This is a genomic window from Patescibacteria group bacterium (assembly GCA_024238995.1).
Classification (GTDB): domain Bacteria; phylum Patescibacteriota; class Minisyncoccia; order Minisyncoccales; family JANBVM01; genus JANBVL01.
Genome location: JANBVL010000001.1, coordinates 87,272 through 113,646 on the forward strand (window position 1 = coordinate 87,272; position 26,375 = coordinate 113,646).

Genomic DNA, 26,375 nt, shown 5'->3' on the forward strand with positions numbered 1-26,375 from the left:
TTTAAATATGAAACAAGGCTATGATTTAGTCAAATAACCCATCATATAGCCAGCAATTATTTTTGCTGCCATTGGTTTTGAAAACTCTTTGGCAGCAATTTTCATTTTTTCCAACTGCTCTGAATGAGAAAACAGATTTTTTAGTTTTTCAAGGAAAAATCGGGAAGTAAAGTTTTTTTCCTCTAATACTATAGTAGCTCCTTTTTTTGAATAAGCATAAGCATTTTCAACTTGATGATTTTGAGCTGATTCTGATAAAGGAATTAAAATTGAAGGCTTTAGCCAGGCAGCTATTTCAAAAATACTTCCTGAGCCTGCCCTAGATACTACTAAATCACTTGCGGCATAAGCTTTTTTAAGCTCCTGTTCTTTTAAAAAACCAAATGCATGATAATACTTTAATAAATATTCAGGGATTACTACTTTTGCTTCTGCTTTTACTTGTTTTATGTTCTTATCACCACACTGATGTATTATTTCAAAATGCTCAACTAATTCTGCTAATACTTCTAGAATCTCGTCATTAATGCGCTGGGAACCTTGAGATCCTCCCATAATAAAAACAACTGGTTTTTTCCCTGTAATTTTGAAAAACTGCTTTGCTTCCTGTTCTGAAATATTTAAAATCTCCCTTCTTATTGGATTTCCAGTTAAAATCATTCTTTTGGTAAAGTATGGTGTTTTCGGAAAAGAAACAAAAATCTCTGTTGAAAACCTGCCTAATATTCTATTAGCCAAACCAGGAACAACATCTGATTCCTGTAAAAATATGGGGACACCTAACAGCCAGCCAGCAATTACTGCTGGAAGTGACCCAAAACCTCCTTTTGAAAAAATGACATCAGGAGCCAAAATGAATATATATATAAATGCCTGCAAAAGACCGATTGGAATTTTAAAAACTAAATCAATAAAATTATTTAAAATACTTTTAGCATTAACGTATCTTCTAATTTTACCAGCTGAAACATGCCTGACTTTAATATTTTCTTGGGAAAGAAGAATATCAGCAAAATTATCTTTTGGTCCAAGATAAGAAAAATCAATTTCTTTATTCTTTTTTTGCTCAGAAGGAAGCTTTCTGATTTCTCTCACTATGGCAATAATTGGGAAAATATGTCCCCCACTGCCCCCTCCAGTAAACAGAATTTTAATTTTTTTACCTTTTTTCATTTAAACTTTAGATGTTTTTGAAATATTTAATAAAATACCCACTGCAATAAGTTCTATAATTAAAGCTGTACCTCCATGACTGACAAATGGCAGCGGTATGCCTGTTAAAGGAATAACGCCAACCATAGCGCCGATATTAACTAAAGCCTGAATCAAAATCCACGAAGTAATGCCTAGGGCTGTTAAATTAGTGAATTTATTCTTGCTTTGTTTTCCAATTTTAAATCCTCGCCACAAAAAGAGTAAAAACAGGAAAATCAAAACAACTGAACCAATAAACCCTGTTTCTTCTGCTAAAACAGCGAAAATTGAATCTGATATCGGATGAGGCAAAAGGCCAAGTTTTTGCTGGGACATTCCAAATCCTAATCCCCAGATCCCACCTGAGCCTATTGCAATTAAAGATTGCTTGATCTGATAACCTGCTCCCATGGGGTCAGTGCCAGGATTAAGAAATATCAATATTCTTTCTAAACGATAAGGTGAAAAATGAATAAGAAGTGAAATTCCCACTATCGCAATTAGCCCTAATATTATTGTATGCAAAACAGGATTATTTGCAAAAAAATACATAAGAAACCCAGTAGCTAAAATTACAACCAAAGTCCCTATATCAGACTGAAACCACAAGAGCAGGCCAATTAACCCGAGAACTATAATAAAAGCAGCTAAATTCTCCTTTAAGTCTTTTTGGGTCTTTGGTAATTTAAATTCCTTTTTCTTTCTGCTTTCCATCCAGCTGGCAATATACAGAATAAAAGTAAGTTTTAATATTTCAGAAGGCTGGAAAGAAACTGGACCCAATGAAATCCATCTTGCTGCTCTCCCAACTTTAATTCCAATATGGGGCAAAAAAACAAAAGTCATAAGCATTAAATTAAATAAAAGGAAAGCTGGCGCCCATTTTTTCAAGAGTCCAAGGTCAATTTTTGAAAATATAAAAGCTAAAATAATCCCTGGGATTAAAGCATAAATCATTTGGTGATTAAAATAATAATAAGTGCTTCCAAACTTTATTTGAGAAACAGATGTAGAAGCACTGGCAAATATAATAATTCCAAAAACAATTAAAAAACCTGTAATAATTATTAGAGCGTGATCAAATTTTCTACCTGCCATATAGTTTTACGTATTTTTTAAACAAATTACCTTTCTCTTTATAATCCTTAAAAAGACTGAAGCTGGGCGAAGCTGTTGATAGAAGACAGATTTTTCCTTTTTTTGTATGTTCATACGCAAGTTTTACCCCGTCTTTCATGTTTAAAACCATAATTGCCTTGAATTTACTATTTTTATCTAGTTCAACAATCTGTTTATAAATCTTTCCTCCTGTGTCTGGAAACAAAATCAAGACTTTGATTCTGCTTTTTAAAATTCTTTTTGCCAAACCTTTAAAATCAATTCCCCTGTCCAGCCCTCCTAAAAATATTGTTTCAACATTATTTCCTAACGCATCTAAGGCAGCTATTGTTGCTTCTGGAACGGTTGACAGGGCATCATTGTAAAACTTAATTCCCTTATATGTTCCAATGCACTCTAACCTATGTGCTAATGGCTTAAATGTTTTAATAGCTTTTAATATGTCTTTATCCTTTATTTTAAATAACCTTGTTGCAGCAATTGCTGCTTTAATGTTTTCAACATTAAATTCGCCCTTTAATAGAGTTTCAATTCTTTTAATTTTAACTGAACTAATTGGAATCTTTTGAGCTTTTGATTTTTTAGCAACTTGATTTATAAGTTTATTCTTTGAATTAAAAACCAAATAATCATTTTTCCCCTGATGCTTTGTAATGTTACTTTTGGCTGACAAGTATTGCTTAAAATTCTCATAATAATCAAGATGTTCTGAATAAATATTTAAAAAAACAGCAATATCAGGGCTTTTTTTAAGGCTCACAAGCTGATGGCTTGATAACTCACAAACATAAACATTTTCTTTTTTATCAGACGATAAAAGAGATAACATTGGTTTTCCAATATTGCCAACTAAATATGCTTTCAATTTATTTTTCTTTAAAATCTCATAAATTAACGAGGCTGTTGTGCTTTTTCCTTTTGTTGCCGTAATACCAATAATTTTTCCTTTACAGTTATTAAAAAAAATCTCTGTTTGAGAAGTTATTTTCTGTCCTTTTTCTAAAAATGGTTTTAAAACTTTGGGCGGAATTCCAGGGGTTTTAATTATAGAATCATAGTATTTTAAAAACCCAAGGTAAGATTCACCTAAATGAAGCCTTAATTTCTTGTCCTTTTTTATTGTTGTCTGGGCCTCAGAGTTAAGCTGATTAAACCTAAGCTTATCTCCTATCGCAATGACTTTTTGAGGAAAACTTTTCCTTAGAAATTTTAAAGTATCCATTCCTTCAATTCCTAATCCCAAAATCAGTATTTTTTTGTTTTTTAATTTATTTAATTTCATCCTAATATATTAAAAATAGCACAAAATGTGCTTAAAATAAACTACTATAAAAAGAAAGGGTCGGAGATTATCTAAATAAAAAATCATCAAACACCTTAAGAAATTTGTTTTGCAGATTATGATTTTTATTCCAAGCTTCTAACATGTGTTTGGCTTCTTTCCCTAAGTCTGAATGTTCGGATAAGACTTCATCTTCAAAATGCTTTAAAAGATAAGGTAGCTTTTTATTATTTTTATTTACCTTCTTTAAACTTAAGTAAAGAGCAATCAAACTTTCTTTAGTAGTTCCAACGCATTCAAAAGGTTTAAACTTTCTCTCCCCTATTAACTCTTTCATTAAACCAAGTAGTTCTTTTTTTTCAAAAAGATTTTTTCCAAAAGCTTGAATAAGCTTCTTAGTTTCAATAAATGGATATAGAATTAAAAAAACAAATAAGCATTTTGAGCACTTCCCACACCACTTTTTAATCGGTTCTCTTTTCCCTGAGTATGTTTTATGGGCTTCATTGCAACTTAAAAAAACATTGCCATATTTATTAAAATATTTAGAAAATAATTTTCCAATTTGAATTTCATAAAAAGGTCTTAAAAAACTAAAATATTCAATATCTTTAGCCAAATATTTTTTAGAGTATTTTCTGAATTTTTCTTCAAAATTAAATGTTTTTGAGTATTGATGATTAATTATTTTTCCAAGATGCTCAACATTCCCTTCATTAGAACTTCTCTCATTAGAAAAAGCAATGTATTTATAATCATAAATCACGCCAATAAGTGCTGTTAAAAAAGCAAGATAAGCTGAAAAAGGAGTGTGGCCATTTAAATATTTTTTTCTATTTAATTCTAAAAGCTTTGAATCAATTCTTCTTTTAACAATAATTGTTTTTTTACACCCACCAATTTCAAAGATCTTTTTAACATTGTTATTTGGATTTAGAGAAAAACAAGTTAAAAGATGTTTTGACTTTTTTAATATTTCTAAACTAACTATTGAATCTTTACCTCCCCCGATTGGAAGCAAAATATTATTACTTAATTTTTTGTTAAAAACATTAAAATCTTTTTTATTGCTTGATATTATTTTTAAAGAATCAGCGATCTGCCAATTCATCTTATTTTCATAAAAAAACTGACCCATTCCATTTTTAATTAAGTTTTTCAACCATTTAATTTGAAAACTATCTAACTCACCACACTTGATTTCAATAACCTTTGAACATGTTGCTTTCCAATAACTAATAAGCTCAACTAACCCCAAATTAAATATTAAGTTATTTAATATACCCTCCCCTATTTTCTCAATTCTTGACTGGTCAATATTTTCAATAATTATTTTCGGCTTAAAAAAAATATCTGGTTCAATCTTAAAATTAAAGAATATCTCCAAATTCTTTTTGGAGATTTTATATGAATAATCAATATAAATAAACTTAGGATATTTTTTTCTTAAAACCTCTGGCTTCATATGTTTAACTTGTAAAAAGTTTAATTGCTACTCCTAAAAACACAAAAACCAAATTTAAAATCCAGAATCTCATAGTAACCTTATAGGGGGGCCATCCTTTTGCTTCAAAATGATGATGAATGGGAGTGCAAAGCCAGACTTTTTTCTTAAAAAACTTCTTTGAAAAAAGCTGGATTAATATTGAACCAACCTCTATTACCATTATTCCAGCAATAATCGGCAAAACCATTATTGAGTCGGTTAAAAAGGCAACCACTGTCATAGTTGACGTTAAGCCCAAAACACCGGTTTCCCCCATATAGAATTTAGCTGGCGGAATATTGAACCATAAAAACGAAAATAATGTTCCAGCAATAATTGCGCAAAATGTAGCTAAGTCAGCTTTGCCTTGGGTAAAAGCAATTACAGAAAATCCAGCAAAAATTGAAGCGAAAATACCTCCTGCTAATCCATCAATCCCATCAATAACGCCTCCCGACCAAGAAGCAAGCATTACTAATATGAATAATGGTATATACCACCAGCCAATGAAAAAGTTTATTCCTTCTGGAAAATTATACATCAAAGGAATATGAATTGTGCTTTTGCTAAGCTTGAAGTAAAACCACAAACTTCCAACTAAACCAATTAAAACTACAATCATTAATCTTCTTAAAAAACTCATTCCTCCTCCGGCATATTTTCCCTTTCCAAACACAGTCAAAGCATCATCTACTAGTCCGACAATAGAGCCTGCTACTAAAGTAAATAATGGAAGCCAGGTTTCACCACGAGATAGGAAGTTAAAGTTTTTCAGCCACCAAGGATCTTTAAAATGTGATAAACCAAAAAAGAGGAACACCATTATTAGAACTGAAACCCAGATTAAAATTCCACCCCCTCTTGGTGTTTTTATTTCATTGTCTTTATGTAAAGAATGAAAAACTTTAGCTTCTTCATTAGTAATTGTTCTTGTTCTTGCAGTTTTCTTCCAGAACTTAATTCTTCTTAAAATCTTTATTAAAAAAGGCGCCCAAATAAAAGAAATTGCAGCGCTTATTGCTGATAATATTAAAAGTCTAATAACGTAGAATGTAAAAAGTGTCATGAATTAATCCAGTTAATTAGTTTCTGTATTTCTTCTATTCTTGTATCTGGTGATTCAGCGCCCAATAATATATTTATGAAATAATTTCCATTCTCATCAGAAAACACAAAAACCACACATCCTCCTGCTTTTTCTGTATAACCGGTTTTACCTCCAACAATAATCTGATTGTTTAAAATATAAATTCCTGAAATCCCATTTTCTGATAAATATGGGCCGTTTTCTAAAGAGAATTCAAATATTAAGCCATGGTTGCTTAAAACATATTTTGAAAGATTAGCTAAATCATTAACAGTAGAATAATTTGGAACAATATCTATATCATTAGGATCAAGACCCGTTGGATTAATAAAATAAGTATTATTAAGACCTAATTCTTTAGATTTTTGGTTCATTTTTGCAACAAAATTATCCAGCCCAATTACTTCGGCTAAGGTAAAGGCTGCATCATTGCTTGAATAATAGAGCATGTACTTTAAAAGCTGCTCTATTGTAATAATCTGACCAGCTTTTAAATTACCATAAATAGGAATATTGTATTGAGATGCAGCTTTTTGAGAAACTATTGTTGTTTTTGATAAATCATAATCATTAAGACGCGTATTCTCCATAACAATTAAAGCAGTCATGAGTTTGCTTAAAGACGCAATTGGCAGAGTTCTATTAATATTTTTTCCAAAAACCATTCTTTCTTTTCCTATTTTATTAACTTTAATAGAAATAACAGAATTAGCTTTAATGTCTGGTTTTTGTTTTTTTGGCCTGGCTGAAATATCTACAGCTGCTAAATTCTTGAAAGGTTGAGTAATTTGAGCATAAAAAAACTGCTCCGTTCCTTGCTGAAAGAAGCTTATTCCCCACCAAAACAAAGAACTCATAATAAAAGACAGTAAAAAAAACTTAGTATTTTTATTCATTTACTTTCTTTCTTTTTTTCAAATTGAATCTTTAGATCCTTGAGCTGCTCTTTACTAACTTCAGAAGGAGTGTCCATCATCATTCCCCGATTTTCTCCTGTTTTAGGAAAAGCTATTACTTCTCTAATATTTGGTTCTTTTTGAACTATTGCCACAAACCTATCAATCCCTGGAGCAATTCCGCCATGAGGAGGAACGCCATATTCAAATGCTTTTAATAAATGACCAAATCTTTTCCTTATACCTTCTTTTTTATGGCCCATTATCTCAAAAATGGTTTCAAGCATCTTAGGATCATATATTCTTAAACTTCCTCCCCCAATTTCATAACCATTTAAAACTAAATCATACTGATAAGCCAGCATGTCTTTAGCATTCTTTTTAACTTTTGAAATATCTTGCTCCTGGGGCCTGGTAAATGGATGGTGCACTGCATCAAGTCTTTTCTCAGACTCTTTCCATTCAAACAAAGGAAAATCAACAACAAATCCAAAAGCCAGCTCATCATCATCTTTTTTATTTTTTCTCAAATCTGGCTTATCGCTACTATACTTTTCCATTGCCTGCTTATAAGTAATTCTAGGAAATGGTGATTTTGTTATTTTCTTTTTTGGAAATAACTTCTTAACTAAACTTGTAAAAAGCTCTTCAATTAAATTCAAAATATCATCCTGGCCGACAAATGACATTTCAATATCAAGCTGAGTAAATTCTGCCTGCCTATCACCTCTTGGATCTTCATCTCTAAAACACCTTGCAATTTGAAAATACTTTTCAATTCCAGCAACCATTAAAAGCTGTTTGTATTGCTGGGGACTCTGAGGAAGAGCATAAAAATTACCAGGATAAGTTCTTGAAGGAACTAAAAAATCTCTTGCTCCTTCAGGAGTAGATTTTGTCAATATTGGAGTTTCAACCTCTAAGAATCCTTTTTCAATAAGAAAATCTCTCATAAACTGAATTGTTTTCTGCCTCATCTTTAAGTTTTCCTTTAGTCTTTGCCTTCTTAAATCCAAATAACGATACTTCATCCTTATTTCTTCATTTATCTCATAACCATCAGTGTCAATTGGAAAAGGTAAAGTCTTTGCCCTTGAAAAAACCTCAACTTTTTCTACACCAAGCTCAATTTCTCCTGTTTTAATCTTAGGATTAATCATGTTTTTTGGCCTTTCTCCAATACTGCCTTCAACTAAAACAACCCATTCTGGTTTTAATTCTTTTGCTATTTTGTAAATTTCTTTATTCTTAGGAGTAAAAACCAACTGCAAAATACCTTGTTTGTCACGAAGGTCAATGAAAACTATCTTCCCATGAGATCTAATAGTATCAACCCAACCGCAAACCTTAACCTTTTCTCCAATATGTTTAATTGTTTCGCTTATTAATATTCTTTTCATAAATAATTAAAAAAACTTTTTTGAAAAAAAGCAAATAAACTGAAGCTGATTTCATTTCAAATACTTTTTTACTTTTTCAACAAACTGTTTGGGAGTAAAATCTGCTTTAATAAGATAATCTTTTACCCCAAAGTCAATTGCTTTTCTTCTTGCCTCTACTCCATCATAATTTGTAAAAACAATTACTGGTATTGCTGCAATTTCAAGATCTTTTTTAAGCCATTTTAAAAAAAATAACCCACTTTCCCTAGGAAGTAAAAGATCAAGAATAATTAAATCAGGTTTTTCCTTTTTTGTAATTTCAAGCGCTTCTTTTGATTCAATAGCTGAAATAACTTCAAAACCAGCTTTTACAAATGTATCATAATACATTTCTGCTAATACTTTCTCGTCTTCAACGATCAGTATTTTCTTTTTTAAAGATTTTCCTTTGCTCATATTTAATAGGAATCTTTATGTTAAAAGCAGAACCTTTTTCCCTTCCAGAACTTTTAACACTAATACTTCCATTATGCATTTCTGCAAATTCTTTTGCAATGTATAATCCCAATCCAGCGCCTTCTACCCATGTTCTTTTGCCAGCAGACCCCCTTGAGAAGATTTTGAAAAGTTTGTCTAATTCTGATTTAGTCATGCCTGCCCCAGTGTCAGAAATTTCAATTTCACAAGCACCATTTTCTTGAGCATATTCTATTGTTATTCCCCCTGTTTCAGTGTATTTAATTGCATTATCAATAATATTTAAAATAACCTGCCTTATTTTCATCCTATCTAACAACACTCTTTCTAGTCTTGTTTTTGGCTTTTCCCATTTTAAATAAAGATTTTTTGCTCTGGCCAAGTTTTTAAGCTCTATTATTATACTACTAATTAAATCTTCTAAAGCAAATTCTTCTGTTGCCACCTCCATTTTCCCAGACTCAATCCTTGAAATGCTTAAAAGATCATTAACTAATTTTATTAATCTTTCGACAGAAGTGTAAACATTTTTCAAAGGTTTTTTCATTTTCAATGGAAATTCTCCATAAGTCTTATCCTTTATCAACGACACATAGCCCTTAATAGCTGTTAAAGGAGTTCTTAATTGATGAGATGCAATAGAAATAAACTCTGATTTAGCAATATCAAGTTTTTTAAGCTCTTTATATGCTTTTTCTAAATCTTGACTTATCTTTTCAATCTGCTCTCTTCTTCTTATCTCGTCTATTGTAGCTCTAATTAAGTAATAACCAAAAATACAAAATAGGATAAAAACACTAGAATTTAAAACCTTTAACCAGAGAATTTCATTTACCCAAGCTTGAACAAGTAAAATTAGCGCTATTACCACTACAAAAAGCTCAACAAGAACTACTTTAATTTGGAAAAGATGGTGCTTGGCAATAGCAACAGTAACAAAAATAGAAAATATAATAGTGGCTAATGGACCATAATTGGCAATATTAAAAAAACCAAGATAAGGAAATACAATATTAGTAGTAAAACCAAAGATTAAAGATATTGTTAAACCTGTTAACACATACTTAATCTGAAGCTTTTCAATTGTTTTGTCATATTTTCTCAGTTTTAAAAACAAGACAGCTCCAACAAAAAATGAAATCAGAGAATAATTGATAACATAAAGGTTATATAATTGCCCGTAAACAGTTTCTCGTTGTCCAGGTCCAATTATGATCTCTTCGCTAGCTACCAGCGGCGTAAAAGTTGTCAGGATAAAAAGAGCCAAAAACAAGGGGATTAGATACTTACTTATCTTCTTGAATTCAAAAAGAGATTCGGTAGGAAAAACTACTGCGAATTTCAATAAATAGTACAAAATTGGAATAACCATTGCAAAATTAATTCTTCCCAGCCACAACACCCATTGAGGACTTTCAAGGCTGTAGTATAAAAAAAGAGAAATCAACCAAGCATTTGCAGATATTACGCTAAGAAAAAAAGTTTTATTTACTTTTTCCTTTCTGCCTTTTAATAATACAAAACCAGCTAATAAAAAATTAGAAAAAATTGATATAAAGTAAGTTAAGCTCTCTGTTATGGACATTAATTATGTAAAAAATGTTTTCTGCTTTTCTCAGTCCACTCTGATATACTCTGTTCAGTTAACTCTTTATTAAAAGCTTTTTTAGCTAGTTGAAAATAAGGTATGGCTACCAAAACGCAACCCATATCCCCTTTGTTAATTTTTTTTGATACAAGATCTACAAAAATCTCTTTATACTTTACTCTCTGATTTTTTCCTATTTCTATAATGCTCTGAACTGTATTGAAATAAACTCTTTCTTTAATAGCGTCTATATTCTGTTCTTCGGTGATTATTTCTCCAACATCCTCCATGAACAAGCATGCAGCACTACTTCTATCTTCAGGTATTCCAATAGCTACTGTTCCATATAAATAAGCAGGGCCTGATTTATAATAGGACTTTACAGCGCAAGGAACATGAGTGCCTGGTAAAAGTGGAAAGTGGCGCTTGTCATTGGTGCCAAAAAGCGCTTGAGCTGCTTCTCTTAAATTTTCTCCACTCTTAATCTTTATTCCACCAAATTTTTTAAGGCTTTTTTCCGACAAAAAAGAAGGCAATCCTATGCCTTCCTTTTTTGCAACATCATAGCCCCAAATTAAACCCTGGGGTCCGCAGAATGAAGATACTACGCTCATATTTATCTGACCGATATAAGCACTGCTAACTTCTGCTTTGTCATAAGCTAATATGGAATCAAGTTTTTTTGAGCCAGGATGGCTAAATACCTGCTTAAAACTCTCTATCCCCACAACTAAAGCAGTTAAATAGCTGTCTTGGCCTGGATATCCTGCACAATATTGCTCAAAAGGAGAGATAGCTGATTCTAATATTTTCTTTTCCGAAAAACTAACTTTCATAGATAATCTCAATTAATTCCAATTTACTGATTTAATCTAGAGAAATTTATTATATTAAATTATATAACATTAATAAAATTCAAGCAATAAAATAAAAAAGGGCCGGAAAGCAATTTCCGGCTAATTATGTTATGAGAAACGAGAAGCTATTGACATAACGCTCTTGACCTTTGCTGTTGTCACGCTCTGAGCAATCTTTAATACTGATCTGAAATCAGCGTTGTAAAGAAAAACTATCTTTTTTCCGCCAACTTCAATCTTTCTTATTGGCTTGAACCCCATAAAGATTGCCAGAGGAACGATATTCGACTCTGGAGTGCTCCAAAAAATAGTCTGTTTCACTCCTTGTTCAAATGCCATCTCCAGGCCAGGCCTGAAAAGAAAACGGATTGGGTCTATCCCGCCTCTGAACTCTTTCAAAATAGCAAATTCATCATAGAAAAGGATTTTATCACTTTTTTCCCTCAATAAAGTTTCTATGCTTTGAATTTTTTGTTCATCTACTGATTCAGCTTTCATTAACAGGCTTGCTTTAATTCTTTCTGCAACACTGCCAGTCTCAATTAGAGACCCCCAACTGAATCCAGCAATAGGATTTTCAGGATTACCGTCCATCATAGTAAGAACAGGTTCGGATTCTCCAGTGATGTCTCTTTCTATCTTTTCTCTTGTTTCAACCTCTTCCCAAGTTTCTTCCCAAGGTGGTTCAAGAAATACACTTTGATAAGCTTTAACAAGAGCTTTCAGCATATTTTCAGGAATAATTTTGGAAAAGTAACTATAGTATCTTTGATTTTCTTCGGGTTGAATTGAAGATCCGCCTCGTTCTCTTATTTTTATCCTTATGGTCCATAGCCGTAAGAACTTTCGTATTATCCAGTATTTCATTTTCATTACCTCTTTTTCAACATGCAACATCGTTGCATACTGCATTGATTATACAAATAAATTTATTTTTGTCAACATGGTTGTTAAAATAAAAAAGTGCGTGATTTTAAGCTTTAAAAAATTTTAAAACTATATAAATCACGCCGAATGTTGAATAACTTTTTCTTCTGTATCACGATCCAGAAAGATTATGAAAGACAGAAGCAAGGGAACGAGCCCAATTATAATGAGTGCCCATCCTCCCAAGATGTGGGTATCATATTGGGTAGTTGCTGGTTCGCTATCTGGTGGAATATCTATATTCCACTCTACTATTGTTGGCTCACCAAAAATCATTAAGCCCAAACCAGCAGCTATCAGGAACAAACCTAACATCAAAAGAAACAACATTATTTTCTCTCTTATTTCTATCACCTCCTTGAAAGAACTTAAGATTTATTATAATAACAGAGATAACAATTTTGTCAATGTGTCTATAATATTAGGATATAAATAAAAAAAATGCGTGATTTTAAGCTTTAAAATTTTAAAACTATATAAATCACGCTATTGGAGGAATTTGTTCTTCTTTATAGTGTTGCGACAAAGGACTTGCTAACATTATAAATATTAATCCAGTTACAACCATCCCTAATCCCATCTGGATGTGATGGCTGTATTCATTATTTGTGTCTTGCGGGATATCTATATCCCAAGTTGCTGTTGCTGGCTCACCAAAAGACATGATGGATATCCCAACAATTATCAGGATTAATCCTGATAAGAAAAACAAATCCAGATTATTGGTTCCTATTTTTCTATCACCTCCTGATATACAAAAGAACTTAGAATTTATCACGATAACAAAACTAATAATTTTGTCAATAAATCCTGCTTCCGCCCCTTTATCCGCCCTTCAGCTTTAAACTCACATCATCATAAATGTTGCCAGCACCCATAATTATAATAACTTCTTGTCCATTTAAATTCTGCCTTAAAAATTCGATTATCTTCTCTTTTGCAATATAAATCACAGAGTCTTTATTTACAGCTTTAACTAATTTTTCAGAACTTATTTCTTCCCTTATTTCTTCATCTTCCCTGCCAACTACATCGTAAATGTCAGTAATAATCAATTTATCTACTGGTGCATTTTTAAAAGTTTCAATGAAATCATCAAATAAATAATGAGTTCTTTGATATTGATGAGGTTGAAAAAAACACCAAATCTTTTTTTTAGGATATTTCTCACGAGCTGCTTTTAAAGTAAGGTTAATTTCTGTTGGATGATGAGCATAATCGTCAATTAGGGTATATGGTTTAGGGTTTAATATTTCAGTAATTTCAAATCTTCGCCAAGATCCTTTATATCGTGACAATACCTTATGAGAATCTATATCTTTAATTTTTAAAATTCTTGCAACTTTTAAAGCCGCTAAAGCATTAGAAACATTAAAATCGCCAGGAATCTGCAGAACATCTTTCATCCCTACAGCTTCTTTATCCTTTAAAGAATACCAATCTGCTTCTTCAACAATCTTATGAATGTTTTCATCATCCTTGTTTGCAACTATAATTCCATCTTCTTTTAAATTAGCAATAAACTTTTTAAATCCATTTAAAACGCCTTGTAAATTACCATAATGGTCTAAATGATCTGCTTCAATTGTTGTTAAAACAATTATATTAGGATAGTAATTTAAAAACGATTCAAAATGTTCACAAGCTTCAATAACTAAATACTTTGAATTTCCCACTCTACAGCTTGAGTTGTCAAATTCTTTAAGCTTTGTTCCCACAATCACAGTTGGATCCAAGCCTGCTTCAATCAATAACAAACCTATCATTGCAGTTGTTGTACTTTTCCCATGAGTTCCAGTAATAGCTATAGTAAAATATTTCTTACTTAACTCTCCAAGAGCTTGAGGGTAAGTCATTATCTTTAAACCATTTCTTTTAGCTTTTTCAAGTTCAGGATTACTTTCTGGTACTGCAGGACTATAAATTACTAAATTAATATTATCAGCCATGTTTTCAGATTTATGCTTTCCTATAAAAATCTTTACTTTTCTTTTTTCAAACCAATCAGTGATTTCTGTTGAACCTAAATCAGAACCAGTTATATTGTGGCCTTTTTCAAGATAATATTTAGCTAAAGCTGATACTCCAATTCCACCAATTCCAATAAAATGAATTTTCATAGCAAAGCTTATGGTTTTAATGGGAATGATTGCATCACTGAATACTCTGCGTCAGTTCGTTTTAATTGACTTTCCATTATTTCAATTGAGTTTACTTCAAAACTTAAATTAATGCCTTGTTCAATCTGCAGTCTTTCTTCTGGCTCAATATTTCTAAACTCCCATTGCCTTAACCTAGCTAAAGTTATATGGGGACTATATGCTCTTTTTTCTTTTTTAAAAGAAAGATTAGACAATGAATTTTCTAAATCCGCTCGTAATTCTCCCAATTGCTCTGATATCTCACCTACTGCCCAAATCATTCTTGGTGTTTTTTTAGGCGGACCATAACAGATTTTATTTAAAGTTAAGGAAAAAAAATTATGATTTTTAACAACTTGTTCTGTATTTTTTAGTATTTCAGATATTTCATCTTCTTGAACATAACCTAAAAAAAGCAAAGTAATATGAATATTTTGTTTTTTTGTCCATCTTGCTGGCAATTCCTGGTATTTTAAACTATAACCATTAAGCTTGTTTTTAACTTTTTCAGGCAAATTAATAGCAATAAAGAGTCTGTGGCGCATAATTTTACTATAACACAGGTTTAAATTTAATAAAGCTATAATTGATGAATCTTTCTAAATAGTCTAAAATAAAAAAACACATGAAACAAAAACTTTTAGAGGTAGGAATAAGTGAGATAGCTGTTTCCATTCCAAAATGGCATATTGGCGTGGAAAAAATAGCTCAACAAGGCAGTCTGTCCAAAGAGTATGTAAGTGGAGGACTTGGCCTTATTCAAGCCAGAATCCCCTATCAAACCTCTCTAGAACAGCTAATAACCAGAGCGCTTAAGAAAATAAACCATCAAGACATTGATAGGTTTTTTATTGCAACTGAATCAGACTATGATATTTCCAAAGCAGAAATAGGAATAACAACTATTAAAAACCTTAATCTTACTGCAGTTCCATTTCAATTGAAGTTTGCCTGTCTTTCAGGAGTCCAGGCATTGCTTTTAGCATGTGAATATACTGTTGCCCACAATAAACCTGCTATTGTCATAGCAGCAGACCGTTCAGTTTATGAAGATGAAAAAGCAGAAGTTACTCAAGGGGCAGGAGCAGTAGCTATTAGGATTGAACAAAACCCAAAACTATTAATATTAGACTTTAAAAACATTGGGCAATATTCAAAAGATATAAATGACTTTAGAGTGCCGATTAACACTGCTCCATTTCCAAAAGTTGATGGTCCTCTAACAAAACCAGCTTTTATAAAATGTATCATTAAAGCAACTAATGACTACAAAACAAAAAATCAAGGATGTGATTCAATAGTAAAAACAGCCGACCATATTGTTATGCATACTCCATTTCCTAAAATGATTGTCTGGGCCTCAGCAGCGCTCTGGTATTATGAAAAATACAAAAGCGGATTAGATCTGCTAAAAGAATGTTTAATTAATCCTCAGTTATTTACTAAATTTAAAGAAATATTAGACAGGACGAGAAAAGCTCTGGATTTTCAGACATTCTTTCAGCAAAAAGTAAGACCCGGGCTTCGTTACAACCCCTATATTGGAAATTGCTATACAGTTTCTGTTTTTATTTCCTTAATTTCCGCTTTAGAGCAAGCTAAAAACAATCAAAATATCTGTATTATAGGCTATGGAGGTGGCTCAGGATCTTTAGCTTTAATGGGTAAATCAGTAAAATCTAACTTCCAAAGTGACTTAATTCATCAAATAAAAAATGGCAATGAATTAACCTTCCAGCAATATCAAGAGTGGCGAACTAATGCTGTAAAAAAAATAAGGGGGTCTCTGGCTTAATATGAGATTTTCAATTAAAAATAAGAATAAATACAATTTTGCTATGTTGCTTAGAAAGATCGGATATAAGTATCTGGGCAAAACTGACAAGCAAGAGTATAATCTTGTTAAACCTTTTGAAAGAGGCGGTTATCCAAGATTTCATATTTATTTAATAATCAATGAAAAAGAAATGGTTTTTAATATACATTTAGATCAAAAAAAACCTATATACAAAGGCGCTCCAGCTCACGGCGCTGATTATGAAGGCAAAGTTATAGAACAAGAAGCTCAAAGAATAAAACAAGCTTTATTAGAATGATTAATAAAAAAGTAGCTCAAATATTATACGAGATAGGAGACTTATTAGATATTCAGGGAGTAGCTTATAAACCTAAAGCTTATAGAAAGGCTGCCAAGACTTTAGGGGACCTGAAAGAAAATATTTCCCAAATTTATAAGAAACAAGGAATTAAGGGAATTAAAAAGATTCCAGGTATTGGGGAAAGCATTGCCAAAAAAATTGAAGAATATTTAAAAAAGAAAAGGATTAAATATCATGAAGAGCTAAAAGAAAAATCAACCATTCGACAAATTATTACTCATTATTTTAAAACCAAAGGACTGAGCTTAGCAGAACTTAAAAAAAACGCTAAAAAAAGAAAAATAGTTTACTCCCGCTTCACTAAGCCGGCTAAACAACTTCTGACACTAGCAGGTTCTGTGGAAAAAGCTAAAGCTGCAATTTCCAAAGTGGCCGGATGGGCAAAATCTAGGAATTTAGATTATGCGATTGAAACAGTTTTTAAAAAATGGCTGGAACTTGATAGATTAAAACCAAAAGAAATTGTCAAAAAACCATATTATAGAAACGATCCAATGATCTGGTCAGAAACAAAAAAAAAGTGGTATGTTATTGATAGAAACGGCGATTGGCTTGAATTTGCTGATCAAGAATCAAAAATTGAATGGCGTATTGTTAAATAATAGAATTATGCTCTCTTATTCAGAATTAAAAAGAAAATCAAGGATTATTATAGATAAAGAACCATATGAAATAATAGAAGCAAACTCTACTGTAAAAGCTAGGGGCTCCTCTGTTTTGCAAACCAAGTTAAGGAATTTAAAAACAGGGAATGTAGTTTCTAAAACATTTCATCCTTCAGATTCTTTAGAAGAACCTGAAATTTCAAAATTAGAAGTAAAATTCATTTATTCTCATAAAGATAAATTTGTCTTCACTAAAAAAGATAATCCATCTGAAAGATTTGAATTAACAGCTGGCCAGATTGGTGAACAAGTAATTTTTTTAACACAAAATTCTATAGTAGAAGCTTTAGTCTTTAATAATGAAGTAATTAATATTTCCCTGCCCATTAAAGTGAACTTAAGAGTCAAAGAAGCTCCGCCAAGCGTAAAAGGAGAATCTCAATCTGGGAATAAAAGTGTTGTTTTAGAAACTGGAGCTAAAATCACTGTCCCCTCTTTTATAAAAACTGGGGATGTTGTTGAAGTGAATACTGAGAGTAAAGAGTATGTAAGAAGGATTGAGTAAATAGTAATTTAAACCCCAAAATGGAAAGAGGAAGCAATATATTATTGCTTCCTATAAATTATTTAATCTACCCTATTTACAGAGTAAAGTGTTGTTTAATCAGCTCTAAAAAAATGTCTTTTTCAACTGGTCCTACATCCAGGCCCCTTACTATCAACATGATAATATTTAGGGTATTGATGGATAGTTCACTAAGATGATTTTTAGCAAACTCGGAAAGAATTTCTTGCTTATTCATTCCTATGCCTTGATCTTCAACCATTTTCATAGTTACATCTATGCCCAGTGCCTCACCAACACTGATTTCGGACTTCTCAAAGAAATCTGGACTTTCTTTTAGAGTTTTTCTCAATTGATTTGCTTGTTTTTGTAGCTGTTCTATAAAGATATCTTCTTTCGTTTTCTCTTTCATTTTTATCGCCAGATGGTATTAGCCATCCAAATAAAGTATACAACTATTGTACTATTTTGTCAATATTACTTAAGCCAGTGAACAAGCGCGGGCTGATAATTTTAACTACTATTAAAATATCGTTTATTCTAATTCTTTTTCTATGTCTTCAATCTCCTTGCCAATGAAATCCTGAACAATTTTAAAGTCTTCTCTTAAATCATCGTAAAGTTTCCTTTCCTTTTTATTAAAACCAGACCGTGAATCAAACATCTCAATTTGACTCTCAACCTCCTTTTCTAGCAATTCAAATCCTCGAAGAACGCTCTTTCTTACTTCCCGAGTCTCTTTTCGCAACGTCTTTTTTGTCTGCCCGACATTATAAACAAGGTATCCTATAAAAAGAAATCCTAGGAACAAAGATAAAGATAAAAACAGAATTATGCTTTTAAAAGAAATTGTGAATATGCCTAAGGATATGCCGCTTAATGATACTTCAATTTTATGAACATCTGAATCATTGCTGAAAACTCCTCTTTCATCCTGTACTTTAGCTGATAAGGAATAAATGCCTGACTGGACTAGCTCTTTTGTAGAAAAAGACCATTCTCCTAGTTGATTGCTTCTGCTGTACCATTCTTTCACATTTTGGCCATTTTTTTCCAAAGAAATTATGATCTTAACTTCAGGCAGCGCTTGGCCCTCAAGATAGAATATTTCTTCTCCAGCAATATATTTTTCCGGCCAGACACTAATAACAGGAGTTTCAATAGGCTCTATGTCAACCAAAGTATTTGCTTGAGCGCTATTACCAGCCCTATCTACTGCTCTGACTATGATTCTGTGACTGCCTGGAACCTGAAAAGGCATAGAAAAAGGATTAATCTGGGCAAGCAGCACATTATAAAAGTCTCCTTCTCCAATTTTAAGCTCATAACGACTGATTCCTGAAACGTCATCATCTGTTTCAAAATACAAGTCTGGTTCAGGATTAGTAACATCTCCTTTATTATCAATTGTCACTTCAAATGGATAAGGCGACAGGTTGTCAACTTGAATCCTATAATGAACTGATTGAGTCCATTCTGTTTCATTTTCTAATCTAAGATGGAAATACCATACACCATCAGCAACTCCTTTATAGGTTTTAGATTGAATCAAACCTTCAGATTTAGTATCAGGTATGGTTTCTGAATTTTGATCTAACAAGAAGCTAACTCCAGTAGTGTCAGGTGTTAACACCCATTGGAAATAAGGGTCATTGTTGTTATACCATTCGTCTTGCTGGACATGGGTTGGACTAAAAATCTGCAAAGGAGCAGTTTCTAATTCAGATTGAGAAATAACTGTTGTTTGTTGAATAAAATACTTAGCTTCCTTAAGAAAGAGTAAAACATTTGTTCCTTCTCCATCATCAGCTAAAATCTTACCCTCACCAAAGGCAATATGAACTATTCCTTGTTTTTTCCCTTTAAAGTTTATGGTTATTATGTTTCCTATTTGCTGAAAACCAGGATGCGGCAACCCTCCAGCAAATGAAATTGTACCGTCAGAATTAGAAAAAGCTGGTTCTTCTGGCCAAAGAGCAAAAACAGAATCATCTTGGGAAATACTTAACACCTCTAGTGTATCAGCAGGAAAATGAATAACAGCTTGAGCAGAATTAATAGGGATATCTCCTGTCTTGATTTTCACTTCCACAGAAAAACTATCTCCTAATTTAAAAGTTTCACTGCCAGGAGAAAGAAAAAGTGAAGATCCTTTAACCTCAACAGCCTGGCTTATTCTTACACCTAAAACCAGCACCAGAACAACACCAAGAAGAAAAACAACAATACTGACTATGCTTTTTTTACATTTGTTAATATTTTTAATCATCTACATTTTATGTATTTTTCTTTTTAATTCTTCTTCTTTTTTCTTCCATTCAGTCTTAACTTTATCTAAAACATCCATCCTTTTATAAATGTATTTATGGCTTTTCCACCAGCGAGAGATATTTATGGCAATGAAGATTGATAAAGGAACAAGAAACAGAATCGCCTTCCACCAAGAAAGGAAAATAGTAAATATGCTTATCCCGCTTTTTGAAATGTAAAATAATCTTGTGCTGGGAATAATTTCTATTCTTTCTGAAGCATCCTGCCAATTCATAGCTTGGTCATAGGCTCTTACTACTATCTCATATTCTCCTAAGTCAAGATTATGCAGCCGGTAAGGACTATTCACTTCTACAAAGAAACTGGCTTCTTTGTTCTGAACAGTTTTTCTAAGATTAACTGCTTTCATTTCATAATGATCTAAGCCAGAAAGAGCATCAGTAGTAATAAAAGAAACAACTGGCGCTCTGGCAGCAGTAACTGGTGAGTTGGGGGTAGGTTCAAAGCTAAGTTTAAAAATGGCTGGTGGAGTTGTATCTATTTGAACAAGATAATGAGTAACCCCTCCCCAACCTCCTCCTTTCTTGGCTTTTATGTGAAAATACCATATTCCATCTTCTAAATCGACGTAAGAAACTGACGCATGACTTCCCTCAGAAATATTATCTGGTACTGTATGAAAATTCTGGTCAATACTATAGCTGAAATCAGTTACTCCTGTTTCTTTTTGCCAAGCAAAAGCTGGATTATTGTTTTTGTACCATTTATTTTGGTCAGTGTAAGTAGAAGAAAATACTTTTGGTCCTGCTGGCGGAGGAATCTTTAAACTATAAAAGCCCTCTCCCATTGAAGTTAAAATATTAGTTCCTTTGCCATCGTCTAAAAGAACCTGAGAAGAATCTAAGAATTCAATAAAAGTTTCTCCTGGAGAAATGACTCTAAAAGTAATTGTAGAAACCAATCCCGAAGAAGTGTTGATTCCTGGAGATGGCACTCCTCCTTGAAAAGAAACAGTTCCTTCAATATTAGAATAAGTGGGTTGAGCAATCCAGACTGAAATGAATGATTTTCCAGCAACCGGGCTAGCTACCTGAAGTTTTCTAGGATCAAATTTCAAATCTACTTCTACGGCATTAATATCATTTCCTCCAGTATTAACAAAAATAGAAACATTAAAAGTGCTTCCAATGAAAAAAGTGCCAATATTAGGAGAGAAATACAAAGAAGCACCTTCAGCACTAACGACAAAAGGCACGAAAAAGGAAAATATTATAATAAATACTATATAAAATGATTTTTTCATCGCTAATAATATAATTATAGCATACTCTAAAGTCTGCTAAATTCCTTTATTTGATTCATTATTATTGAAAGGAGGTTTTTCACCTCTTAATTTTCTTGCTAATCTCTCTGCTTCTTCTACTTCTTTTCCTTCTTCAGGCTTTATTTTACGGATTTTCTCCTCTAATTTCTTAACATCTTCAATCTCTTTTTCAGCTTGTTCTACTTCTTTGCGCAATCTTACTGACAAGTCTTTTCTTTGCTTACGCTGATATATTAAAATTCCCGAAACAATACCTATCAATAATATCATATAAGCTAACCACCAAGGAAAGAATAAATCCCTTATCCTTAATCCCTGACTATCGTAAAAAATAAAAGAATTAACAATATTTAAAGTTGTTTTAGCTTCAGTGGAATTTCCAGCTTTATCATATGTCATAACAATAATAGCGTATTTCCCTGCCCTCTCAAACGGAATTCTATAAGGTGAAACCACTTCTATGAAAAATGGATTGGCTTCACTTTTAGAATCAGAAAGATCAACTATGCTAACTTCATAATAATCAATGCCAGAAAGCAAATCATCAGTAGAAAAATAAGCGAAGAATCTTGATCCAGTTACCCCGCCTATTGTTTCAATATCAATTTTAAATTCTTGAGGAGGGATAGCATCAATATGCAAAGGATAATGAGTGGTTCCTCCAAAAACACCTCCTTTTTTTGCTTTTATATGAAAATACCAGATTCCATTTTTAACATCATTAAAAGTAACTGAATTCTCTTTACCTTCAGAAATATTGTCTGGGATTCCTTGAGGGTCTTGGTCTAAACTATAACTAAAATCAGTTACTCCTGGTTCTGTACTCCAAAAAAAACTTGGGTTATTGTTTTTATACCAAGTAGTAAGGCTGGGATGAGTGGGCGAAAAAAGCTTGGGTCCTTCAGGCGGAGAAAGTACTAAAGTATAGTTTCCAATAGCAGTGCTTTTAAGAATATTTGTGCCTTTTCCATCAGCCAGTAAAACCTTTGAAGAATCTGAAAATGAGATGGTAACTATTCCTGGAGCTTTGGCTCGAAAACTAATTGTTGACACCAAACCAGCTGAGGTTTTGATTCCAGGAGAAGGCACGCCTCCTTTAAAACTAATAATGCCTTGTTTATTTGAATAAAACGGCTGGTCAGCCCAAACTGAAATAAAAGAAGAGCCAGCAGTTGGACTGGTAACTTGAAGAAGACCTGGTGAGAATTCTAAATCTACTTGAACAGCATTAATACTGCTTCCTTCAGTATTTACAAAAACAGAAACATCAAAAGTAGTGCCAACAAAAAAAGTGCCCTGATAAGGAGAGAGATACAAAGAAGCACTTTCTCCTTCTGCTTTTGTTGGTTTGATTAAAAAAGCTCCTAATAGAAAGACCACGATAAACAAAGCTATAATCTTAATAAGCTTTCCTGTTTTTTCTAATATAAAATTCTGCTTCATTTTTCTTCTTGTGATGATTTTTCTTTTTCCTTTAATTTCTTTTCCAATTCTTGTTTTTTTTCTTCAAACTCTTCTGCAAATTCTTCTGTAGCTTCTTCTGTTTTTCTTTTTCTTTTTTCAATCTTTTTAATTTCAGACAAAGCTTCTTCAATTTCTTTTGTCGCTTTTTTAAATCCAAGCTTACCTCTTCTCTTATAGGCCGCTACAACCAAATACCCAATCCCAAATCCAATTGCATAAATTAAACTCCGTGGAAGAAGAAAGTTTTTGAATTGAAGTCCTTTACCTTCAATGTAAGAAAGAACTGGACTAATCAATCGAAAAGTAATTTGCTCCTGTCTTAAATTGCCTGATTTATCAAAAACCCTGACAATAATGTTATATCTTCCAGATTTCTCATAAGGAATTTTATAAGGAGAAACAGCTTCAGTAAAAAAAGGCTGTGAAAGTTCAGGCTCTCTAAGATCTCTCAAACTAATTTCATAATAGTCTATGCCTGAATAAATATCTTTGGTTTCAAAATAAATAAAGCGGGAATAAGTATCAATCTCTGGATTAAAACTTTGAGGCGGATTATTATCTATCTTTATTATATAATGACTAGTCTTACCCCAAACTCCTGACTTTTTAGCCCTTAAGTGAAAATACCAGATGCCGTCTGCAACATCTGCATAAGATTTAAAGTTAATGTCTCCCTCAGATACTTCATCTGGCTCTTCTTGCGGATTTTGAGAAAGACTAAAGCTAAAATCAGTCATGCCATACTCCCTTATCCAATTAAAAGAAGGGTTATTATCCTGATACCAGACATCAAGATCTGGATGCGATGTCGATAAAAGCCTTGGTCCTTCTGAAGGTGGTACTGAAATCTGATAACTGCCTCCAATTAATATAGGAGAAATTGATGTGCCTTTCCCGTTATTAAGCAGAACTTTTGAAGAATCTAAAAATCCTATATTCGCTTTCCCAGGCATCTTGGCCCTGAAAGTAATGGTTGAAATCAATCCTGCAGAAGTAGTAATTCCTCCTGGCATTCCTCCTCTGAAAGAAATCTTTCCTGTGGCATTAGAATAAGTTGGAGGAGAAAGCCATTGAGAAACAAAAGATTCTCCACTGACTGGGCTAGTAACCTGAATTATGTCTGGAGGGAATGTTAAATCCACATCTACTGCATTAACCTCTTCGCCTTTAGTATTTATATATATAGATACATTAAAAGTGCTTCCCATGAAAAAAGTGCCGCTCTTGGGAGAAAGATATAAAGTGGCAGTGTCAGCTTTAACCATTATGGGCACCATACCAATCATTGCTGATACAAAAGTAAATATTAATAAAGTAATAATGCTTTTTTTCATTCTTTAATTTGAGAGTTATGGATAACCTTTCTTAGTATATTTTTTCCGCAGCCACCATATTAAAACACCTGCTCCGCCTAATAAAACAAATGTTAAAAGCCAAACCAACCACCAGGAAAAAAGAGTTCCTCTGATTTCCAGACCACTGCCTTCAATATGAGTTATTAGAGGGGTCATCAACCTAAACCTGATTTCCTGTTCCCTTATATTCCCTGCTCTATCTACTGCTTTAATAATAACATTATATTTACCAGGTTTTTTGAAAGGAACTTTGTAAGGTGATGTTTCTTCTGTTAAAAATACCCGGGATGGTTCTGGCACACTTAAATCAATCAAACCCACCTCATAATGGTCAATGCCTGAATAATCATCGCTAGTTTCAAAATAAATCAATGTCTGGTAGCTAACCAAACGATTATAGCTTTTAACTTCAGGCTTAAATTCCTTTGGAGTATTAACATCTGCGCGAATCTGAACATGACTTGTTTGTCCCCAGACTCCTTGTTTTTTTTGCCTTAAATGAAAATACCATATTCCATCAGAGACATCAGTAAAAGAAACCTGGCCTTCATTTCCTTCTGAAATGCCGTCTGGTCTTTTACTAGGATTTTGGTCGAAACTCCAAGAAAAATCAGTTACTCTGCTTTCTTTTTCCCAGGAAAAAGCTGGGCTTGAGTCTGAATACCAAACATTTGGATTAGGATGAGTTGGAGAAAAAACTTCAGGACCTTCTGGCGGAGGAATTAGAATCTGGTATTTTGCATTAATAGTGCTGGTTAAAATATCAGTTCCTTTGGCATCATTTAAAAGCACTTTTGATGATTCTGTAAATTCAATTCTAGCAGTTCCAGAAGTTACTGCTCTAAAAGTAATGGAAGAAACCAAACCAGCAGAAGTGCTGATGCCTCCTGGGATCCCTCCTTGAAAACTAATAATTCCTCTTTCATTTGAGTAACTGGGAGGAGTAATCCATTCAGTAATCAAAGAAGTGCCAGCAGTAGGAGATGTAACTTGCAAGATGTTTGGAGGAAACTTCAATTCAGTTTGAACAACATTGATTTCATTACTTTCAGTATTAATAAAAATAGAAACACTAAAAGTACTGCCCACTAAAAAACTGCCTGACGAAGGAGAAAGATAAAGTTGAGCACTGTTTGATTGGACAGCTTGAGGAAATCCCAAAACCCAGGAGAGTAAAACACCAAACAACAATAATTTACTATTCACCTTCTTCATAATGGTTTCTTGAAGCAGACTCATCATGAAACAAGGCGGAATCTTTATGTTGTCTTTTCTTTTTTAACCATATCAGTCCTGCTCCAATGAGAATGCTAAAAGTAATTATCCAATAAAACAAAGCTTTATTCTTTTTAATTACTGGAATATGTTCAGCAATATATTCATTACCTGCTTTGTCAATTGCTTTTACCCTTATTGTATCATTTAATCCCTGGTCTTCCAGCAAATAGGGGCTGTCAGCTCTTTTCCATTCCCTTTCTCCTTCCTGAACTTCATAATGAGCAATACCTGTTTGTTTATCAGTAGTAGAAAATGTAATAAAATATTTACCTTCAAAAACACCAGGGCTCTGTTCAAGTATTATTAGGAATGATTCTGGAATAGTAACATCACCTTTTAACAGCTCCTGCCACTCTTGTCTTGGAAACTCTGGTATTCCAGACAATATGCTTAAAAGCGCTCCATTTGTAATAAGAGAAGCTTTTGTGCCTAATCCATCATGAAGCAACACATAGGAATTTTCTGAGAATTCTATTTTGGTAGAAATTGGTTTATTTACTAATGGAGTTTGATATACCTGAAAGATCATTCTTCCAAGCAGATTACTTGTTCCAGGATCACCAGCTAACTCACCACAATATCCTCCTGGAATCCCGCCTGAAAAAGAAACTAAACCTGTTTCATTAGAAAATTCTGGTTCCTTTGCCCAAAGAGAAAGCAATGAATTTCCTTGACTAAAATCTTTAATTTCTAAAACATTGCTGGCAAAACTTAATTCAACTTTCACTGTATTAATACACTCTCCTTGTGTATCTATTTTTGCTTCTACTATAAAGGTGTCGCCTTGATAATATCCACTGCTGGACGGTTCTAGATATAAAATAGCTGCCCCACTTGATAAGGGGAAAAATAATAATAGTAGAAGTATGAATAATGAATTACGAGTCATGAATTATGATAAATTTGTTTTTAATTCTT

Annotated in this window: 26 protein-coding genes; 4 read left to right on the top strand and 22 right to left on the bottom strand. The window is 32.7% G+C overall.

Annotated features, from left to right (window positions below; translation table 11 throughout):
- Positions 1-18: 18 nt before the first annotated feature.
- The 15 genes from murG to thpR all read right to left on the bottom strand — a co-directional run bounded on the left by murG (position 19) and on the right by thpR (position 14,981).
- Positions 19-1,173 (bottom strand): undecaprenyldiphospho-muramoylpentapeptide beta-N-acetylglucosaminyltransferase, encoded by a 1,155-nt coding sequence (gene murG / locus KJI70_00470; protein ID MCP6718008.1) that lies wholly within the window; start codon positions 1,171-1,173, stop codon positions 19-21.
- On the bottom strand, positions 1,174-2,292 hold the full coding sequence (gene ftsW / locus KJI70_00475; protein MCP6718009.1) for a putative lipid II flippase FtsW: 1,119 nt from the start codon (positions 2,290-2,292) through the stop codon (positions 1,174-1,176). It abuts the gene before it with no gap.
- On the bottom strand, positions 2,282-3,595 hold the full coding sequence (gene murD, locus KJI70_00480; protein MCP6718010.1) for a UDP-N-acetylmuramoyl-L-alanine--D-glutamate ligase: 1,314 nt from the start codon (positions 3,593-3,595) through the stop codon (positions 2,282-2,284). Before murD ends, ftsW begins: the two co-directional genes overlap by 11 nt.
- Positions 3,596-3,662: 67 nt before the next feature.
- Complete coding sequence (locus tag KJI70_00485) at positions 3,663-5,060, bottom strand: hypothetical protein (GenBank protein ID MCP6718011.1); 1,398 nt, start codon at positions 5,058-5,060, stop codon at positions 3,663-3,665.
- Between the two features lie 4 nt (positions 5,061-5,064).
- Positions 5,065-6,147 carry a hypothetical protein gene (locus tag KJI70_00490; protein ID MCP6718012.1) on the bottom strand — a complete coding sequence of 361 codons (1,083 nt, stop codon included), beginning with the start codon at positions 6,145-6,147 and terminating at the stop codon, positions 5,065-5,067.
- On the bottom strand, positions 6,144-7,064 hold the full coding sequence (locus tag KJI70_00495) for a serine hydrolase (GenBank protein MCP6718013.1): 921 nt from the start codon (positions 7,062-7,064) through the stop codon (positions 6,144-6,146). Before KJI70_00495 ends, KJI70_00490 begins: the two co-directional genes overlap by 4 nt.
- Positions 7,061-8,464, bottom strand: coding sequence for an aspartate--tRNA ligase (aspS, locus tag KJI70_00500; GenBank protein MCP6718014.1), 1,404 nt, complete (start codon positions 8,462-8,464; stop codon positions 7,061-7,063). Before aspS ends, KJI70_00495 begins: the two co-directional genes overlap by 4 nt.
- 51 nt (positions 8,465-8,515) lie before the next feature.
- On the bottom strand, positions 8,516-8,902 hold the full coding sequence (locus KJI70_00505) for a response regulator (protein MCP6718015.1): 387 nt from the start codon (positions 8,900-8,902) through the stop codon (positions 8,516-8,518).
- A complete protein-coding gene (locus KJI70_00510) occupies positions 8,859-10,508 on the bottom strand; it encodes an ATP-binding protein (GenBank protein ID MCP6718016.1) in 1,650 nt (549 codons plus the stop codon). Before KJI70_00510 ends, KJI70_00505 begins: the two co-directional genes overlap by 44 nt.
- Positions 10,508-11,347: a histidine decarboxylase, pyruvoyl type gene (locus KJI70_00515; GenBank protein MCP6718017.1), complete on the bottom strand. Its 840-nt coding sequence runs from the start codon at positions 11,345-11,347 to the stop codon at positions 10,508-10,510. The genes KJI70_00510 and KJI70_00515 overlap by 1 nt, the downstream gene beginning before the upstream one ends.
- A 129-nt stretch (positions 11,348-11,476) precedes the next feature.
- The gene (locus KJI70_00520) at positions 11,477-12,280 is read right to left on the bottom strand and encodes a hypothetical protein (GenBank protein MCP6718018.1); all 804 of its coding nucleotides are present in this window, start codon (positions 12,278-12,280) and stop codon (positions 11,477-11,479) included.
- Positions 12,281-12,373: 93 nt separating this feature from the next.
- Positions 12,374-12,625 (bottom strand): hypothetical protein, encoded by a 252-nt coding sequence (locus KJI70_00525; GenBank protein ID MCP6718019.1) that lies wholly within the window; start codon positions 12,623-12,625, stop codon positions 12,374-12,376.
- Positions 12,626-12,776: 151 nt separating this feature from the next.
- A complete protein-coding gene (locus tag KJI70_00530; protein ID MCP6718020.1) occupies positions 12,777-13,073 on the bottom strand; it encodes a hypothetical protein in 297 nt (98 codons plus the stop codon).
- 46 nt (positions 13,074-13,119) lie between these two features.
- Positions 13,120-14,415 (bottom strand): UDP-N-acetylmuramate--L-alanine ligase, encoded by a 1,296-nt coding sequence (locus tag KJI70_00535; protein ID MCP6718021.1) that lies wholly within the window; start codon positions 14,413-14,415, stop codon positions 13,120-13,122.
- A gap of 8 nt (positions 14,416-14,423) precedes the next feature.
- Positions 14,424-14,981, bottom strand: coding sequence for an RNA 2',3'-cyclic phosphodiesterase (gene thpR, locus KJI70_00540; GenBank protein MCP6718022.1), 558 nt, complete (start codon positions 14,979-14,981; stop codon positions 14,424-14,426).
- An 80-nt stretch (positions 14,982-15,061) separates the two neighbouring features.
- Between thpR and KJI70_00545 the strand changes: the two genes are divergently transcribed.
- Genes KJI70_00545 through KJI70_00560 form a run of 4 tightly spaced genes read left to right on the top strand, consistent with a single transcriptional unit; the run spans position 15,062 to position 17,765 of the window.
- A complete protein-coding gene (locus KJI70_00545; GenBank protein ID MCP6718023.1) occupies positions 15,062-16,231 on the top strand; it encodes a hypothetical protein in 1,170 nt (389 codons plus the stop codon).
- Position 16,232: 1 nt separating this feature from the next.
- Complete coding sequence (locus KJI70_00550) at positions 16,233-16,532, top strand: hypothetical protein (protein ID MCP6718024.1); 300 nt, start codon at positions 16,233-16,235, stop codon at positions 16,530-16,532.
- Entirely contained in the window at positions 16,529-17,197 is a 669-nt protein-coding gene (locus KJI70_00555; GenBank protein MCP6718025.1) for a hypothetical protein, read from the top strand. The genes KJI70_00550 and KJI70_00555 overlap by 4 nt, the downstream gene beginning before the upstream one ends.
- 7 nt (positions 17,198-17,204) lie before the next feature.
- Positions 17,205-17,765, top strand: a complete 561-nt coding sequence (locus KJI70_00560; GenBank protein MCP6718026.1) for an elongation factor P — start codon at positions 17,205-17,207, stop codon at positions 17,763-17,765.
- Between the two features lie 76 nt (positions 17,766-17,841).
- Here the strand turns inward: KJI70_00560 and KJI70_00565 are convergent, their stop codons facing one another.
- The 7 genes from KJI70_00565 to KJI70_00595 form a co-directional block, all read right to left on the bottom strand.
- The gene (locus KJI70_00565; GenBank protein MCP6718027.1) at positions 17,842-18,177 is read right to left on the bottom strand and encodes a hypothetical protein; all 336 of its coding nucleotides are present in this window, start codon (positions 18,175-18,177) and stop codon (positions 17,842-17,844) included.
- Positions 18,178-18,300: 123 nt separating this feature from the next.
- Positions 18,301-20,034: a cohesin domain-containing protein gene (locus KJI70_00570; protein ID MCP6718028.1), complete on the bottom strand. Its 1,734-nt coding sequence runs from the start codon at positions 20,032-20,034 to the stop codon at positions 18,301-18,303.
- Positions 20,035-21,339, bottom strand: coding sequence for a cohesin domain-containing protein (locus KJI70_00575; protein ID MCP6718029.1), 1,305 nt, complete (start codon positions 21,337-21,339; stop codon positions 20,035-20,037).
- A gap of 36 nt (positions 21,340-21,375) precedes the next feature.
- Complete coding sequence (locus KJI70_00580; GenBank protein MCP6718030.1) at positions 21,376-22,803, bottom strand: cohesin domain-containing protein; 1,428 nt, start codon at positions 22,801-22,803, stop codon at positions 21,376-21,378.
- Positions 22,800-24,158, bottom strand: coding sequence for a cohesin domain-containing protein (locus tag KJI70_00585; protein ID MCP6718031.1), 1,359 nt, complete (start codon positions 24,156-24,158; stop codon positions 22,800-22,802). The genes KJI70_00580 and KJI70_00585 overlap by 4 nt, the downstream gene beginning before the upstream one ends.
- Positions 24,159-24,173: 15 nt before the next feature.
- On the bottom strand, positions 24,174-25,421 hold the full coding sequence (locus tag KJI70_00590) for a cohesin domain-containing protein (protein ID MCP6718032.1): 1,248 nt from the start codon (positions 25,419-25,421) through the stop codon (positions 24,174-24,176).
- A complete protein-coding gene (locus tag KJI70_00595) occupies positions 25,378-26,346 on the bottom strand; it encodes a hypothetical protein (protein ID MCP6718033.1) in 969 nt (322 codons plus the stop codon). The genes KJI70_00590 and KJI70_00595 overlap by 44 nt, the downstream gene beginning before the upstream one ends.
- Between the last annotated feature and the right edge of the window lie 29 nt (positions 26,347-26,375).